The following is a 14660-nucleotide window of genomic DNA, read 5'->3' as shown; positions in this document are numbered from 1 at the left end:
TCGACGAACCGCCGTCGTGGCGACGGGCGTCAGCGCGGGTCGGTGCCGGCGACGCCGGTGTACTCGAAGCGCGCGCCGCCGTCCCACTCCGCGATGTCGACGCTCCAGCCGTGGGCGTCCGCGATCTCGCGGACGACCGCGAGGCCGATCCCCGTGCCCTCGTCGGCGGTCGAGTACCCGCGGTCGAACACCCGCGACGCGTCCGCGACCGCTATCCCCGGGCCGTCGTCTTCGATCGCGAACCCGTCGGCGAGGGGCTCCACGCGGACCGTCTCGCCGCCGTGTTCGATCGCGTTCACCAACACGTTCTCCAACAGCTGTCGGAGCCGGTCTTCGTCGGCTTCGATCCATCCCAGCTCTCCGATTTCGAGGGACGTCCGGTGGCTCGGCCCGCCGATGACCTCCCAGGCGTCCTCGATCGCCTTCGCGAGATCGATCCGGTCCGTGCTCCCGATGTCTTTGCCCTCGCGGGCCAGCCACAGCACGTCGCCGATGATCCGCTCCATCCGGTCGAGGCTCCGCTCGACCTGCTCGAAGTACGCGTCGTCGCCGGTCTCGCGGGCGAGCTCGACGTAGCCCTGGGCGGTCGCCAGCGGATTCCGGAGGTCGTGGCTGACGGTGCTCGCAAACACCTCCAGCTGCTCGTTTTTCCGCTCGATCGCCCGCTTTTGCTCCTCGTGTTCGGAGATGTTGCGGGTGATCACGAGGAAGCGGTCCTCGCCCTGGATGTCGAGCCGGCGGACGTGTGCCTCCGCGGGGAAGGTCGAGCCGTCGACCCGCCGGAACTCGGTCTCGACGCTGAGCCGCTCGTCGAGGTCGAGCCCCCTGATCGTCTCCTTCAGCGTGTCGGGGTCGAGGTTCGTGTCGACCTCCCAGACCTTCTTGCCGACGAGCTCCTCCTTCGAGGCGCCCATCTCCTCGCAGAACCGACGGTTCACGTCGAGGATCGTCCCCTCGGCGTCGTGGACGTCGATCATATCGGGGGACTGCTCGAAGAGCGCCTCCAGCCGAGCGGTCTTCCGGCGGAGCTGGCGCTCGCGCTCCTGCTGTTCGGTGACGTCTCGGATCGTACAGACGATGTCGCCCTGTTCGGTCCTCGAAAGCGAGTGCGACTCGACGAAGGTGCTCCCGTCGGCTCGGAGCCCGACCGTCTTCCCTTGCCAGGAGCCCTCCTCGTATACCATCGGGAGGACGTCGTCTTCGATCCACTCGATGTCCTCGTCGCGGTAGATCAGCTCCCAGTGCTCGCCGACCATCTCCTCGGGGTCGTACCCGTAGAGGTCGGCGTACGCCTCGTTCACGTAGACGAACTCCTCGTTCTCGTCGAGGATGCTGATGCCCTCCCTGGCGGTCTCGATCGCGCTGAGGTGTCGCTGGCGCTCCCGCTGGGCGCGGGCCCGCTCGACGCTGTTCCGGATCCGGTTCGCCAGCAGTTCGTACTGCTCGGTGCCCGGGCTCTTCTGGAGGTAATCGGAGACGCCCGCCGAAATCGCGTCGCTCGCGACCTCCTCGGAGCCCTTCCCGGTGAACAGAATGAACGGGAGATCCGGGTGGGTCTCCCTGACCGCTTCCAGGAACTCGATCCCGTCGCGCCCCGGCATCTCGTAGTCGCTGACGACGCAGTCGACCTCGGCGTCGGCCGACCGCAGCCGTTCGAGCCCAGCTTCGGCCGACGTCACGGTCTCGACCTCGAAACGCGGATCCACCCGTTCGAGAAAGTCCGCGGTCAGATCGCCGATGTTCGGCTCGTCATCGACGTGGAGGACCCGGATCGAGTCTGCCATCGAGCGAGTAACGCCTGCAAGCGAATATAAGATTTTGGTCCTGAAGTGACAACAGAATGTCGGAGATGAAATTTGAGCGACGTGTTTTCGGTCGGTTCGGCTCGGAGGTGATACGCCAGCCGGGAATCCCGCGAGCGAACGGAGCGAGCGAGGGGGATGTCGGCCGGCAAACGACCGAAGGGAGTGCGCCGGCCGGGATTGTGAACCACGGTCGCTCTGCTCGCTGCGCTCGCGTCGCTCCCTGATTCAAATCCCTGCGGGGCGATTTCGCTGCTCACTTCGTTCGCAGCAGAAATGCGCCGGCCGGGAATCCCGCGAGCGGACGGAGTGAGCGAGGGGGATGTCGGCCGGCAAACGACCGAAGTGAGTGCGCCGGCCGGGATTGTGAACCACGTCGAGACGTTCCTGCTCGCTCACTTCGTTCGCTCCGCGGGCTGCGACTCGCCTGGCTCAAATCCCTAGGAGGCGATTTTCGTCCTCGCTGTCGCTCGGACAGAAAATGCGCCGGCCGGGATTTGAACCCGGGCTATGAGCTTGGAAGGCTCAGGTCCTACCACTAGACCACCGGCGCGCACCCGACTCTTTCCGGTCCCCGAATAAGGGTGTTACCCTTTCGGTCGGCCCGGATCAGTCGTCGTCTGCGGGCTCGGCGTCCGGGACGTCGAGCGGCGGCGCGCGGGCCTCCTCGAACGCCTCGGCGGCGCCGCGGATCCGCTCGCTCACGTTCGGCACGTCGTCGGCGCCGACGGGGCCGTGCTCGCGGATCTCGTCGAGGTCGCGCGGGAACGCCCGGAGCCCGTAGTGGATGTCGATGCCGGCCTTCGCGCCCTCGCCCATCGCCACGGGGACCTGATTGTGCCCGGGCGTGATGTCGCCGACGGCGTAGACCCCGTCGACGCTCGTCTCCATCCCCTCGTCGACGGCGACCGTCCCGTCGTCGTTCAGGTCACAGCCCAGTTGCTCGGGGAGGTCGGTGTTGTAGTCCGAGCCGTACATCGGGAAGCCGCCGCGGTACCGGCGGATCGTCCCGTCGTCGAACTCGAAGGCCTCCAGCCAGCCGTCGTCGCTCTTCTGCATCCCGGTGATCTCGGCGCCGACGATCTCGATCGGATGGGCGCGGAGCTGCTCGTCGGTCTCGTCGCTCCACTCGGGGTCTTCGCCGCGGAGGAGCAGGTCCACGTCGTCGGTGAAGTTGAGCATGATCATCGCGACGTGGGCCGCGGCCTCGCCGGCGCCCATCACGTAGACCGGCCGGTCGATGAACATGTACGCGTCGCAGTGGAGGCAGTAGTGCAGCCCCTTGCCGGTGCGCGGGACGGGCGGGTCGGGGCGCTCGTCGTTGAAGCCGACCGCGAGGACGACCCGGTCGGCCAGGAACTCGGCGTCGTTGCCGACGAGTCGGAAGCGGCCGTCGTCGGTCCGCTCGATCCCGGTGACGAAGTCGCGGACGACGTCGCCGCCGTAGGACCGCACCTGCTCTTTGGCGGTCTGGAGGAACTCGTTGCCCGAGGTCTCCTCGGGGACGCCGATCACGTTGTGCGTGTCGAGCATCATCGCCGCGCGGCCCCCGCCGCGGTCGACGACCGCCGTGTCGTGGCCCAGTCGGGTCGTGTACAGCGCGGTCTGTACCCCCGCGGGGCCGCCGCCGACGACCACCACTTCGTAGTCGCGCGCCTCGGTCTCGGATCCGTCCTCGGTGTCACTCATTGCCTCCGAGTAGCGGTCGCGCCGACTTAAACGCAGAGTTCGCGTGCGCCGCGATCGCCCGCCCGCCAGGGCTTCACACACCAGATCCGTCGCCGCCCCGCTCGGGCGTCACGACGGCGTAGCAGTTCCCGCTGGAGACGACGCTGTCGACGGTACGGAGGTCGCTCGCGGCCAGGTCTGCGTCGAACTCCGCGGGGTCGTAGATGTGGTAGAACCGGGGCAGGGTCTCGCCGCCGGGCAGCGTCCAGTCGACGGTCGTGTCGAACCCCGACGCGGCGTCGAAGCGGTCGTGGGCGGTCGACCAGACGCTGACGAGCGCGCGGCCGCCCGGCCGCAACACCCGCGCCAACTCCGAGAGGCTCGCGACCCGGCGCTCGCGCGGCCGGAGGTGGTGGAGCGTCGCGACGTAGACCCCGACGTCGACGCGGTCCCCACGGAGCGGCAGCGACGCCGCGTCGCCCTGCACGAGGCGGGCGTCGAACCCTCGATCGGCCGCCCGCTCTCGCGCGGTCCGCAGGAGCCCGGCGCTGGCGTCGACCGCGAGGACGCGCTCTGTGACGTCCGCCAGGAGTTCGGCGTGGCGGCCGTTGCCGCAGCCGAGATCGAGGCCGACGCGCTCGGCCCGGTCGTCGGCGTCGATGCCACTTCCGCCGGTCGACTCCGCGCCGCGACTGCGGAGCGCCGGCCCGGCGCCGTCCGCGAGCGTCGCCGCGTCGTCGTCGAGGTCGGCACCCCCGCCCGGTTCCCGCCCGAGGAACGCCGCGACCTCCGGCCACGGGTACTCCCGCGTCGACGCGAAGTGGTCGGCGATGCGGTCGTAGGTCTCCCTGACCGACTCGGCGTCCGGTCCCGGCTCGACCCCGGAGTCACCGTCGCTCGACGACCGCTCGTCGTCCATACCTCGGCCAGTCGGCGGCGACACAAAGCCGCAGCGGTCGCCGGCGGCGAGGCGGGAATCTCGCGCGTCACAGGACCGCGAACACGACGTACGCGACCGTCAGCAGGAAGCTCGCGTGCTTCAGGCCGTCCATCACGCTCCCCTCGCCGAGCTGGCCGGCGACGAGCCCCGAGCAGAGCCCCTGGATCGCCGCCGTGTGGAAGAACAGCAGTTCGTAGGCGTCGGTGTCGACGTCCTGCAGGCCGCCGAAGATCCCGGTGTCGACACCAGCGATATCGCCCGCCGCCCCGCCCGCGGACTGGCTCGCGGCCTCGATCGCGGGGATGAACGAGACCGTCAGCGCGACGACGATCCCGAGGAAGACGAAAAAGGAGACGTAGATCACGACGAGGTAGGTCAGCATCTCCTGGCGGCGCTCCCGGCGGAGCCGACGCGTTTCCTGGGCCTCGTCGGCCGCGATGTGGAGCACCGGGCTGATGTCGCCGCTCGCGGCCATCGCGTTCCGGATGAGCGTGACCGCCCGCGACACCGAGGGCGCGCCCGTCCGCCGCTCCATTCGGGCGAGCGCCGCGTCGACGTTCGACCCCCACCGGATGTCCCGCCAGACGCGCGCGACCTCGTCGCCGAGCCGTCCGAGGTCGGCGTCCGACAGGCGCTTCAGGCAGCCGACGACGGTGACGCCCGCCTCGTTGATGCTCGCCATCCGGTCGAGGAAGTCCGGCGTGTCGGCCTCGATCGCGCTGATGCGGCGCTTTTGGATCTCGTGGGCCAGCGCGATCCCCGCGAGCGCGAGGATCGTCACCTGCACGACCGGCCCGTCGATCGCCGCCGCGAGCGTCAGGACCGCGTCCGCGGGATCTGTCGCCCCCGACTGGAACGCGGCGACCGCCTCCCGGACCGCCCCGTCGATCGACAGCGCGAGCGCGACGAGCCCGACCGGCACGGTCACGAAGAGCGAGTACACCGGCGACTCCAGCACCGTCCCGATGGGGTTCGAGAGCGTCCGCCGCAGGGCGCCGATCCGGTCGTAGACGGCCAGCCGCTCCCAGTTCGCCCGCGCCGCGGCGTCGGTCCCGCCGTCGCCGCGTCGCGCCCCCTCGCCGACCGCCTCCCAGCGGCCCGCTCCCCGCTCCGTCGGAGAGCCGGAGGCGATGGCCTGCGCCGTCGCGTCCTCGCTCCCGCGGGTCGGAACGGTCAGGCTCTCGGTCATGCTGTCGACGTACACGACGAAGCCGAAGGTCAAGAGCGGGATCGCGACGTAGCTCACGATCCGGACCAGCGTGAGCGTGTTCTGGATGACGAGACCGATCACCACGAGCACGGTGAGCAAGAACAGCGGCCCGGCGACGAGCACCGTGACGTACACCTCCGCGAACGTCGAGAGCAGTTCGAGGTACTGCCGCTGTTGGGCCTCTGCTTCCTCCTGGAACCGCTCGTACTGGTCCCGGAGGAAGTCCGGGACGCTCTGGCCCGAGGAGAGCACGCTCGCGAGGTTCCCTGTGAACTCCGCGAGGCCGTCGCTCGGGGTCCGCTCGGCGGTGTCCTGCAGCGCCGTCAGGATGTCCGTCCCGAAGGCGTCGATGTCGCGGACGGTGACCGCCAGCTCCCGCGCGGACTCGCCGTAGACCTCCTGGTTCCGCGCCAGCGTCCGCAGCACCGCCTGGAACGGCATTCCCGACCGCGAGAGCGCGTAGACGAACGCGACCGTCCCCGGCAGCGACGTGTCGATCTCGATCGCCCGGGCCCGCGCCCGCTGGTCGAGGTACGCCCACCGGCCCCAGTACGCCAGCGCCGCGAGGCCCGTCCCGACGGTGGCGCTGGCGACCAGAAAGAGCGCGAACAGCTGGAGGAACGAGAGGTCCGGGACGCTGGCGATCGCCCCGAGGAAGGCGAGCGGCTCCGGGAGCGCCGCCCGGAGCGCCTCGGGCTCGATCGCCAGCGACCGGAGGACGACCGCGGCGAGGTAGACGCCGTAGACGCTCCCCGCGACCCCCGCGACCCCGGAGATGAAGAGCGTCTGGGCGGCGAACACCCGGTGGCTCTCGCCGACGAACGCGGCCCGCATCCGCGCGGTCTGCTCGCGGCGACGCGGGCTCCGCTCGACGTACTGACCGAAAATCGGCAGCGAGAGCCGGGTGACGAGCAGGCGCGCCCGGGGGCTCACGGGCACGAGCGCGACCGGCAGCGCGAGCAGCGTCACCGCGACGAGCGGCCCGTAGCCCAACAGCAATTCAATTACCGCCATCGGTCTCGATCTCCCCGACGTCGGTCCGTTCGGTGCCGGCGTCGCCGTCGCCGTCGACTTCCGCCCCGACGCTGGCGGTGACGTCGCCGGCCTCGCTGTCGTCGTGGAGGCCCTCCAGCCGCTCCATCACGCGCTCGGGGTTCGCGTAGTACTCGTTGACGAGCGCGGTGAACTCCCGGTAGTCGGTGACGCCGAGGTCGACGAGCAGGCGCAGGAACCGCTTGCGGCGGTTCATCTCCCGCTTGCGCTCGGTCCGGCTCCAGCCGCGCTCGCTTTGGATCTCCGAGAGGAGGTTCGAGTCCGACTCCCGGAAGCTGTCGGTGTCGGGCTCCCAGCTGAACGCCTTCGCGTAGTCGAGTTCGCCCGTCCGCTGGTCGATCTCGCCGATCTCGCCGATCGACTTCGACCGCCGCACGCGCTCGCCCTCGACCCGCGTGAGCGTCTGGACGCACAGGAGATCGAGCGACTGGACCATCGCCCGCGGGACGTTGATCGGCTCGTTCTCCAGGCGATTGATCACCGTCTCGATGCTGTCGGCGTGCATCGTCGAGAACGTGGTGTGGCCGGTGTTCATCGCCTGGAACAGCGTCACCGCCTCCTCACCACGCACCTCGCCGACGATGATGAACTCCGGGCGGTGGCGCAGCGCCGACCGCAGCAGGTCGTACATCCCGATGTCGGACCCCTCGTGGAGGCGCTCGCGGGTCACGGACGCGAGCCAGTTGTCGTGGTACAGCGACAGCTCGCGGGTGTCCTCGATTGTCAGCACCTTCGCCCGCGGCGGGACGAACATCGAGACGGCGTTCATCGAGGTGGTCTTCCCCGAGGCCGTGCCGCCGGCGAAGATCAGGCTCTTGTTGCTCTCGATGCAGAGCCAGAGGTACGCCATCTGGTCGACAGAGAACGTCCCGAACTCGATGAGATCCACGGGGGTGAACGGCTCGTCGGCGTACTTCCGGATCGTGAAGGCCGACCCGCGCGGGGTCACCTCCTCGCCCAAGGCGAGTTCGACCCGCGAGCCGTCCGGCAGCGTCGTCCCGACGACGGGGTCGCCGACGCTGATGTGGCGCCCCGACTCCTGGGCGAGCCGGATCACGAAGTCGTCGAGGTCGTCGGCGCCGAAGACGACGTTCGTCTCGACGTCCGTGTACTCGTCGTGGTAGACGAAGATCGGCAGGTCGTAGCCGTCGCAGGAGACGTCCTCGATGTGGGGGTCGTGCATCAGCGGGTCGATGCGCCCGAACCCCCGGAAGTCGCGGCTGAGGTAGTACAGGAGGGCGTGGAACGTCCGCATCGAGACGTCGACGCCGTACTGTTCGAGCAGCGTCTGCAGCTCCGCGCGGAGCGTCGACTCCGCGGTCGGCTCGTCGCCGCCCCGGTAGAGGAGCGGGTCGCGGATGTCGACGCGGGCCCGCGAGAGCAGTTCGGCCCCGAAGTCGTCGAGGTCGGGCTCGACCGCGTAGTAGTAGTGCTCGCTGTTCGCGTCGTCGTAGGTGATCGCGACGTAGGCGTACGGCGCGTTCACCCAGTAGCGGTCGACGACCTCCTCGCCCGCCGGGGGCTCGAACGACGCGAAGACGCCGTCGTCGGGGCGGTACGGGCGCACGTCCAGCGACGAGCCCCGCAGGACGTCGACGAGCCGCTCGATGCGCCGCCGGAGCCCGTCGAGCGCCCCGCCGTCGGCGCCGTCGTCGGTGAAGCGGTCCCCGGTCGCGTCCGACGACGAAGCCGCCGGCGACGCGGACGGGACCGACGGCTCCGCGTGCCCGCTCGCCGAGTCGATGCCGTCCCCGGGCGGGCGGGCCTCCCCCATCCCGGCGTCTCCGTCCCGATCGTTCCCCTCCATTGTTCTGCGATCCGAGCCGTTACCTACGGTTTCGCTCGGAGCGACTTATACTGTCGGCCGCGTTCGGGCGCCGTCGCGGCGCCGCGGCCCCCTCTCATAGTGATTACTCTCGCTGTTTACCGCCGAACGCCATCCCCGGTGACGGCGTTCGGCGGGACGAGACGAGAGTAATCACTATCACGCCCGCTCGACCGTCAGCAACACGCCGCCGAGGACCAGGAGGAAGACGACGCCGACGGGCAGGGGAATCCCGGGGAAGCCGCGGGTGACGAGCAGGTACGTCGCGCCCGCGAGGACGAGCCCCGAGAGCCCGAGGATCCCCCCGAGGAAGCGGACGGGATCGACCGGCCCCGACTCGACGCGCTCCTCGTCGAGGTAGTACGCGACCGCGACGAGGACGCCGACCGCCAGGACCGCTGCCCCGAACGCCCAGGCCTGGTAGGCCGCCTGGATCGTCTGGCCCGACTGGAACGCGATCGCCGAGAGCGGATCCGAGACCGCGACGCGGCGCGCCAGCGGGACGCCGAAGGCGTACCGGACCTGGAAGAACGGGAAGCGCACGAACAGCACCGCGCCGCCGGAGACGTCGCTCGAATACGTCACGTTCCAGGGGATGAGCGCCGCGAGCCACGTCGAGACGACCGCCAGCTCCCCCGCGTACTCCGAGCGGACCCACACCATACTCCATCGGTGTCGGCTCCCCGGTAAAAACTATGCGTCGGACGGCCGGCCTACGCCAGCCCGAGGAGGTCGAACGGGTAGCCGTTGTCGTTGTCCTCCGCGTGCTCGTAGGCCACGTGGGCGGCGGCGACGTCCTGGATCGCCAGCCCGGTCGAGTCGAAGACGGTGAGCCCGTCGGCGTCGACGTGGCCCGCCTTCGTTCCGACGACGATCTCGCCGAGCGCGGCGTGGATGTCGCCGTCGCCGAGGACGCCCTCGCTCCAGGGGACGTTGATCTCGCCGGAGTGGGTCGTCTGCTCGTAGTCGTCGATCACGAGCTTCGAATCGAGGAGGATCTCGTCGTCGAGCTCGTGCTTGCCGGCCGCGTCGGCGCCCATCGCGTTGATGTGGGTGTGCTCGCCGACCGACTCGCGGGAGACGATCGGCGACTCGACGGGCGTGACCGTCGAGAGCACGTCGCAGGCGGCGGCCTCCGCGACCGACCCCGCGCGGACGTCGTAGTCGGCCTCGAACTCGTCGATGAAGGCCGCGACGCGCTCCTCGTCGAGGTCCGAGATCACGACCGTCTCGATGTCCCGCACCTCGGAAATCGCCCGCAGTTGGGTGTAGGACTGGGCGCCCGCGCCGACGATGCCCAGCGAGGAAGCGTCCGCGACGGCGAGGTGGTCGGTCGCGACCGCCGCGGCCGCGCCGGTCCGCAGCATCGTCAGCGTCCGGCCGTCGAGGATCGCGAGGGGCACGGCCGTCTCGGGGTCGGTGTAGATCATCGTCCCCAGCACGGTCGGGAGGTCGAACCGCTCGGGGTTGTCGGGGTGGGAGTTCACCCACTTGACGCCCGCGGCGTCCCACGATCCGGCGTCCAGGTACGCCGGCATCGACCGGAAGTCGCCGTTGTACTGCGGGAGGTCGATGTAGGACTTCGGGGGCATCTGGGCGTCGCCCCGCTCGTACGCCCCGAACGCCGCCTCGATCGCCGGCACGAGCTCCGCCATCGGCGCGTTCTCGCGGACGTCCGCGTGGTTCAACAGGAGCGTCTTCATACCTCGACGTTCCCGCTTATTCCACTTAATACTATTACATCGAATTGAATTCCAATATAGCGAATAAAGTAGAATACAACTACAACTATTTGTCACTCGCCGACGTTCCGCGACAGTCCCTCGACTGGCGGCTACGCGGTCGATGCGGAGACGGAAAATCGCGACGCGTCGTCGTGGGGAGGATGGGGCCGCGCCCGTCGGGCGGTCAGCCGAGCGATCCGACGGACCGGGGAGACGAGAGCGGAGGGGGTCGACTGGACGTGATTCGGAACGGTTCGGAGCGGTTCGGAGCGGTTCGGAGCGGTTCGGAGCGGTTCGGAGCGGTTCGGACGGATGCGGTGGCGTGGGGCCTGCGGGCCTATGGAGCGTCGTCGCCGACGTTCACATCGCGCCGCCCATACCGCCCATGCCGCCCATACCGCCCATACCGCCGCCGGGGGCGCCGCCTTCGTCGTCGCCGTCGCCGCTGGTGCTCAGCTCGTCGGCGGCGATGATGTCGTCGATCTTGAGCACGAGGTTCGCGGCCTCGGTGGCGGAGGAGATCGCCTGTTCCTTCGCCTGAGCGGGCTCGACGACGCCGGCCTCGAAGGTGTCCTCGACGTCGCCGCTGAAGACGTTCAGGCCGGCGCGGGTGTCCTCGTCCTCCTGGTGGGCCTCGCGGAGGCGGACGAGCGTGTCGATGGAGTCGAGGCCGGCGTTCTCGGCGAGGACGCGCGGGACGAGCTCCAGCGCGTCGGCGAAGGCCTCGACGGCCAGCTGCTCGCGGCCGCCGACGGAGCCGGCGTAGCTGCGGAGGCGACGCGCGACCTCGACCTCGATGGCGCCGCCGCCGGCGACGACGCGGCCGTCGGAGACGGTCGTCGAGACGACGTCGAGGGCGTCCTGGACGCCGCGCTCGATCTCGTCGACGACGTGGTCGGTCGAGCCGCGGAGCAGCAGGGTCACGCCGTGGGTCTCCTCGTCGAGGCCCTCGACGTAGAACAGCTCGTCGTCGGCGTCGCGGCGGACCGAGGCGCGTCCGAGGTCCTCACCGGAGAGGCTGTCGAGGTCGGAGACGACGTTCGCGCCGACGACGTCGCGCAGGAACGCGATGTCGGACTTCTTGGTCCGGCGCACGGCGAGGATGCCCTCCTTCGCGAGGTAGTGCTGGGCGAGGTCGTCGATGCCCTTCTGGCAGAAGACGACGTCGGCGCCGGAGTCGACGATCTTGTCGACCTTCTGGCGGAGCTGCTTTTCCTCCTGGTCGAGGAACTGCTGGAGCTGGTCGGGGGACTCGACGTTGACCTGCGTGTCGACGTCGGTCTCCTCGATCTCGATGGGCTCGTCCAGGAGCAGGACGTCGGCCTCGTCGAACTCGGTGGGCATGTCGTCCTGGACCGGGTCCTTGTCGATGACCGCGCCGTTGAGGAGCTCGGACTCGCTGGTCGCGCGGCCGGTCTGGGTCTCGATGTTGACGTTCGCCAGGTCGACGACGTAGGAGCCGTCGTCGGCCTCGACCGTGACGGCCTCGACCGTGTCGACGACGAGCTCGGCGAGCAGGTCCTTGTTGAGCTCGGAGCTCTTGCCGGTCATCGAGGTCTCGGCGACCTTCTGGAGCACCTCGCTGTCGCCGGGCTCGACGCCCTCGGCGACCTCGTTGACCTGGGAGCGGGCCTCCTGGCTCGCGAGGTGGAAGCCCTTGATGATCGCCGTCGGGTGGATGTCCTGTTCGAGGAGGTCCTCGGCGTTCTTGAGGAGCTCGCCCGCGATCGCGACCGCGGTGGTGGTGCCGTCGCCGGCCTCGTCCTCCTGGGTCTCGGCGACCTCGACGATCATCTCGGCCGTCGGGTTGTCGATGTCCATCTCCTGGAGGATGGTGACGCCGTCGTTCGTGATGGTGACGTCGCCCATCGAGTCGACGAGCATCTTGTCCATCCCCTTCGGGCCGAGTGTCGAGCGTACCGCGTTCGCGACGGCCCGAGCGGCCTGGATGTTGTATTCCTGGGCGTCCTTGTCCTTGACGCGCTGGGCGTCCTCGCCCATGATGATCATCGGCTGACCCTGTTGCATTCGCTGGCTCATAGACACCGACTGATTGTTTGTGATTCTATATAAATTCTTTGCTCCGGAGCGGTCGCCGTCGGGGAATTCCGAGCCCGATGAAAAACGATAATCGCCTCGAAAACCGCGCGAAACGGCCATATACGTCGCTCAATATGTGGTAACAAACACCACGTTATGCCGACTCACTACGGTCCCCGTTCCGGGTTTTATATACTACCGACCGTCAGCGGCGCGGCTCGCTCCACGCCGTCTCGGGATACGACTGCCTCCCGCCGTGGCTGTTGCGGGCGACGATCTCGACGGTCGCCGAGCGGCTTCCGTCCACCTCCTCGCTCGACTCCTCGTAGTACAGCACGGTGAGGTCGAGACACGCCCGGAGGAGTTCGTTCGCGCAAAACCGATAGCGGTCCGTGCTCGGGCCCACCTCCGCCGGCGGGTCCGCTCGGAGGTGATGCTGATAGAACAGCAGCCCGCCGGGCCGCAGCGCCGCCTTGATGTCGCCCAGCCGATCGAGGGTCCGGTAGAAGCTGATCGTCACCACGTCGTATCGACCCTCTGGGTACGCGAACTGCGTCGCATCCGCACGGATGGGATTGAGGCGGTCGTCGACGCCACGCTCTGCGGCGTTCGCGCGGGCGATGCGGAGCCCCTCGGCGGACTGATCGAGCGCGTCGACCTCGTACCCCCGATCGGCGAGAAACACGGCGTTGCGTCCGGTCCCGCAGGCGACGTCGAGCGCCCGCCCGTCGGCCGCTTCCCCGACGTACTCGCACAGCACCGGCGACGGGTCGGGATCGGAGGGGTACTCGCCGCGGCGGAACCGCTCGTCCCACGTGGTCATACGCCCACGACGGTACCGCCGCCCTTGTCACTGTCTCTCCGGCGGTACGCCGCCCTGGTCGGGCCTCACCGTCGGCTCTCGGCTCCGGCTCGCGACGGTGTCACGACTGGCGCCTCGCGACGATCGAAGAAGTGGACCGCGGTCGACTGATAGTGATTACTCCTCGCCGGGCAGTTCGTCCGCCACGAACGGGCGGTCGCGCTCGGGCTCGAACTCCGGGAGGTCCTCGTCGGAGTCGAGCGCGTCGATCTCCTCCTCGTAGAGTTCCTGCTGGAGCTGGGTGCGCTTGTTCCGCCCCTTCCGCTCGCGGCCCGCTTTCGTGTCAGGCATTGTCACTCGTGGGAATGCTTGCCACACTAATCAACTTTGTGTTCGTGGCGACTCCGGCCATCGCCGGATCCTTGTCGTCGGCTCCCGACTCGGTCGGTATGGATGTCCACGACCAGTTCGTCCCCGACGACGACTTCCGGGCGTTCCTCGAAGCGATGCCGCAGGTGTGCGTCGAGGTCGTTCTCGAAACGGACGATGGGGTGCTCCTGGCCGAGCGGAACCACGAACCCCGCGTCTGGTTCTGGCCGGGGAGCCGGCTCTACAAGGGCGAGGAACTGACCGCGGCCGCCCGCCGCGTCGGCCGGGAGGAACTCGGCATCGAGATCGACGTCGGCGAGCGCCTCGGCGTCCACGCGCACTTTTGGGACGCCGACCGGACGCCAGAAGGCGTCAGCCGCCACACCGTCAACATCGTCTACCGGGCGTCGCCCGCAGCTCCCGACGCCGAGATCGACCTCGACGACCAACACTCCGACTACCGGTTCGTCTCACGGCCCGACCCCGATTTCCACGAGTACGTTTGGGAGTACTTCGCCGCGTACGACCTGCCGTGACGACGAAAAGTTGACAGATCGGTAGTGATCCCCGATGAAACTATATAACTGGGAAGCGATACCACACTCGTTACAGTTGCCGACGACGCCGATAATCTCCAGCCCCCATCCATCCGAGGGCCTGATGCAAACACAGCACACGCCAGACAGACTCCGTTCGAGCGATCTCGCCTACAGCGTACTGTCCGACAAACGTCGGCGCTACGCGGTTCACTACCTCAAGCAGCGCGACGAGCCGGTGCCGCTCAGCGAGCTCGCCGAGCAGGTCGCCGCCTGGGAGAACGACAAGCCGGTCGACGAGCTCACCTCGAAGGAGCGAAAGCGGGTCTACATCGCGATGTACCAGTCGCACCTCAAGACCCTCGCGAAGGAGGGTATCGTCGACTACGACGCCGACCGCGGGGTCGTCTCGATCTCTCAGGCCTTCGCCGACCTCGACGTCTACCTGGAGGTCGTCTCCGGCGGCACGATCCCCTGGAGCCTGTACTACGTGGGCCTCTCGATCGTCAACGCGGTGTTGCTCCTCGTCGCCTGGCTCGAACTGTGGCCCTTCGCCACCGTTCCGGACCTCGCCTGGGGCGGCGTCGTCCTCGTCTCCTTTGCCATCTCCGCGTTCGTCCAGACGTACCAGACGCGCCGGATGCGCTTCGGCGACGGGGTCCCGCCGCCCGAACTCCGGGAGCGCTCGTGA

The 14660-nt window shown here is 68.8% G+C and carries 12 protein-coding genes and 1 tRNA gene; 2 read left to right on the top strand and 11 right to left on the bottom strand.

Annotated features, from left to right (window positions below; translation table 11 throughout):
• Positions 1-29: 29 nt before the first annotated feature.
• From ACQUQ0_RS10730 to ACQUQ0_RS10680, 11 genes are all read right to left on the bottom strand, one after another.
• Positions 30-1784 carry a PAS domain S-box protein gene (locus ACQUQ0_RS10730; RefSeq protein WP_435185011.1) on the bottom strand — a complete coding sequence of 585 codons (1755 nt, stop codon included), beginning with the start codon at positions 1782-1784 and terminating at the stop codon, positions 30-32.
• A 500-nt stretch (positions 1785-2284) separates the two neighbouring features.
• Positions 2285-2355 (bottom strand) — tRNA-Gly (locus tag ACQUQ0_RS10725).
• Between the two features lie 56 nt (positions 2356-2411).
• The gene (locus tag ACQUQ0_RS10720; RefSeq protein ID WP_435185010.1) at positions 2412-3491 is read right to left on the bottom strand and encodes an NAD(P)/FAD-dependent oxidoreductase; all 1080 of its coding nucleotides are present in this window, start codon (positions 3489-3491) and stop codon (positions 2412-2414) included.
• 73 nt (positions 3492-3564) lie between these two features.
• Positions 3565-4389, bottom strand: coding sequence for a class I SAM-dependent methyltransferase (locus ACQUQ0_RS10715; RefSeq protein WP_435185009.1), 825 nt, complete (start codon positions 4387-4389; stop codon positions 3565-3567).
• A gap of 67 nt (positions 4390-4456) precedes the next feature.
• Positions 4457-6634, bottom strand: coding sequence for a type II secretion system F family protein (locus ACQUQ0_RS10710; protein ID WP_435185008.1), 2178 nt, complete (start codon positions 6632-6634; stop codon positions 4457-4459).
• A complete protein-coding gene (locus ACQUQ0_RS10705) occupies positions 6621-8480 on the bottom strand; it encodes a type II/IV secretion system ATPase subunit (RefSeq protein WP_435185007.1) in 1860 nt (619 codons plus the stop codon). The genes ACQUQ0_RS10710 and ACQUQ0_RS10705 overlap by 14 nt, the downstream gene beginning before the upstream one ends.
• Positions 8481-8657: 177 nt before the next feature.
• Positions 8658-9161, bottom strand: a complete 504-nt coding sequence (locus ACQUQ0_RS10700) for a DUF7549 family protein (RefSeq protein WP_435185006.1) — start codon at positions 9159-9161, stop codon at positions 8658-8660.
• A 50-nt stretch (positions 9162-9211) separates the two neighbouring features.
• Positions 9212-10201 carry an ornithine cyclodeaminase family protein gene (locus tag ACQUQ0_RS10695; protein ID WP_435185005.1) on the bottom strand — a complete coding sequence of 330 codons (990 nt, stop codon included), beginning with the start codon at positions 10199-10201 and terminating at the stop codon, positions 9212-9214.
• 381 nt (positions 10202-10582) lie between these two features.
• The gene (gene thsB / locus ACQUQ0_RS10690) at positions 10583-12232 is read right to left on the bottom strand and encodes a thermosome subunit beta (protein WP_435185112.1); all 1650 of its coding nucleotides are present in this window, start codon (positions 12230-12232) and stop codon (positions 10583-10585) included.
• A gap of 235 nt (positions 12233-12467) precedes the next feature.
• On the bottom strand, positions 12468-13085 hold the full coding sequence (locus ACQUQ0_RS10685) for a class I SAM-dependent methyltransferase (protein WP_435185004.1): 618 nt from the start codon (positions 13083-13085) through the stop codon (positions 12468-12470).
• A gap of 156 nt (positions 13086-13241) precedes the next feature.
• Positions 13242-13415: a hypothetical protein gene (locus ACQUQ0_RS10680; RefSeq protein ID WP_435185003.1), complete on the bottom strand. Its 174-nt coding sequence runs from the start codon at positions 13413-13415 to the stop codon at positions 13242-13244.
• Positions 13416-13513: 98 nt separating this feature from the next.
• Here ACQUQ0_RS10680 and ACQUQ0_RS10675 point away from each other — a divergent pair, with 98 nt between their 5' ends.
• Together ACQUQ0_RS10675 and ACQUQ0_RS10670 are read left to right on the top strand one after the other, a co-directional pair.
• The gene (locus ACQUQ0_RS10675) at positions 13514-13969 is read left to right on the top strand and encodes an NUDIX domain-containing protein (RefSeq protein ID WP_435185002.1); all 456 of its coding nucleotides are present in this window, start codon (positions 13514-13516) and stop codon (positions 13967-13969) included.
• 124 nt (positions 13970-14093) lie between these two features.
• On the top strand, positions 14094-14660 hold the full coding sequence (locus tag ACQUQ0_RS10670; protein ID WP_435185001.1) for a DUF7344 domain-containing protein: 567 nt from the start codon (positions 14094-14096) through the stop codon (positions 14658-14660).

The organism is Halobellus sp. EA9 (assembly GCF_051195055.1).
GTDB classification, from domain to species: Archaea; Halobacteriota; Halobacteria; order Halobacteriales; family Haloferacaceae; genus Haloquadratum; species Haloquadratum rubicundus.
The sequence above is the reverse complement of the archived record's forward strand: the minus strand, read 5'-3'. Positions and strand labels throughout refer to the sequence as shown.

Excerpts from the sequence above, each read along its gene's own strand:
- ACQUQ0_RS10705 (WP_435185007.1), bottom strand. The coding sequence starts at position 8,480 with ATGGAGGGGAACGATCGGGACGGAGACGCCGGGATGGGGGAGGCCCGC.
- ACQUQ0_RS10730 (WP_435185011.1), bottom strand. The coding sequence starts at position 1,784 with ATGGCAGACTCGATCCGGGTCCTCCACGTCGATGACGAGCCGAACATC.
- ACQUQ0_RS10710 (WP_435185008.1), bottom strand. The coding sequence starts at position 6,634 with ATGGCGGTAATTGAATTGCTGTTGGGCTACGGGCCGCTCGTCGCGGTG.
- ACQUQ0_RS10675 (WP_435185002.1), top strand. The coding sequence starts at position 13,514 with ATGGATGTCCACGACCAGTTCGTCCCCGACGACGACTTCCGGGCGTTC.
- ACQUQ0_RS10680 (WP_435185003.1), bottom strand. The coding sequence starts at position 13,415 with ATGCCTGACACGAAAGCGGGCCGCGAGCGGAAGGGGCGGAACAAGCGC.
- thsB (WP_435185112.1), bottom strand. The coding sequence starts at position 12,232 with ATGATCATCATGGGCGAGGACGCCCAGCGCGTCAAGGACAAGGACGCC.
- ACQUQ0_RS10700 (WP_435185006.1), bottom strand. The coding sequence starts at position 9,161 with ATGGTGTGGGTCCGCTCGGAGTACGCGGGGGAGCTGGCGGTCGTCTCG.
- ACQUQ0_RS10685 (WP_435185004.1), bottom strand. The coding sequence starts at position 13,085 with ATGACCACGTGGGACGAGCGGTTCCGCCGCGGCGAGTACCCCTCCGAT.
- ACQUQ0_RS10670 (WP_435185001.1), top strand. The coding sequence starts at position 14,094 with ATGCAAACACAGCACACGCCAGACAGACTCCGTTCGAGCGATCTCGCC.
- ACQUQ0_RS10715 (WP_435185009.1), bottom strand. The coding sequence starts at position 4,389 with ATGGACGACGAGCGGTCGTCGAGCGACGGTGACTCCGGGGTCGAGCCG.
- ACQUQ0_RS10720 (WP_435185010.1), bottom strand. The coding sequence starts at position 3,491 with ATGAGTGACACCGAGGACGGATCCGAGACCGAGGCGCGCGACTACGAA.
- ACQUQ0_RS10695 (WP_435185005.1), bottom strand. The coding sequence starts at position 10,201 with ATGAAGACGCTCCTGTTGAACCACGCGGACGTCCGCGAGAACGCGCCG.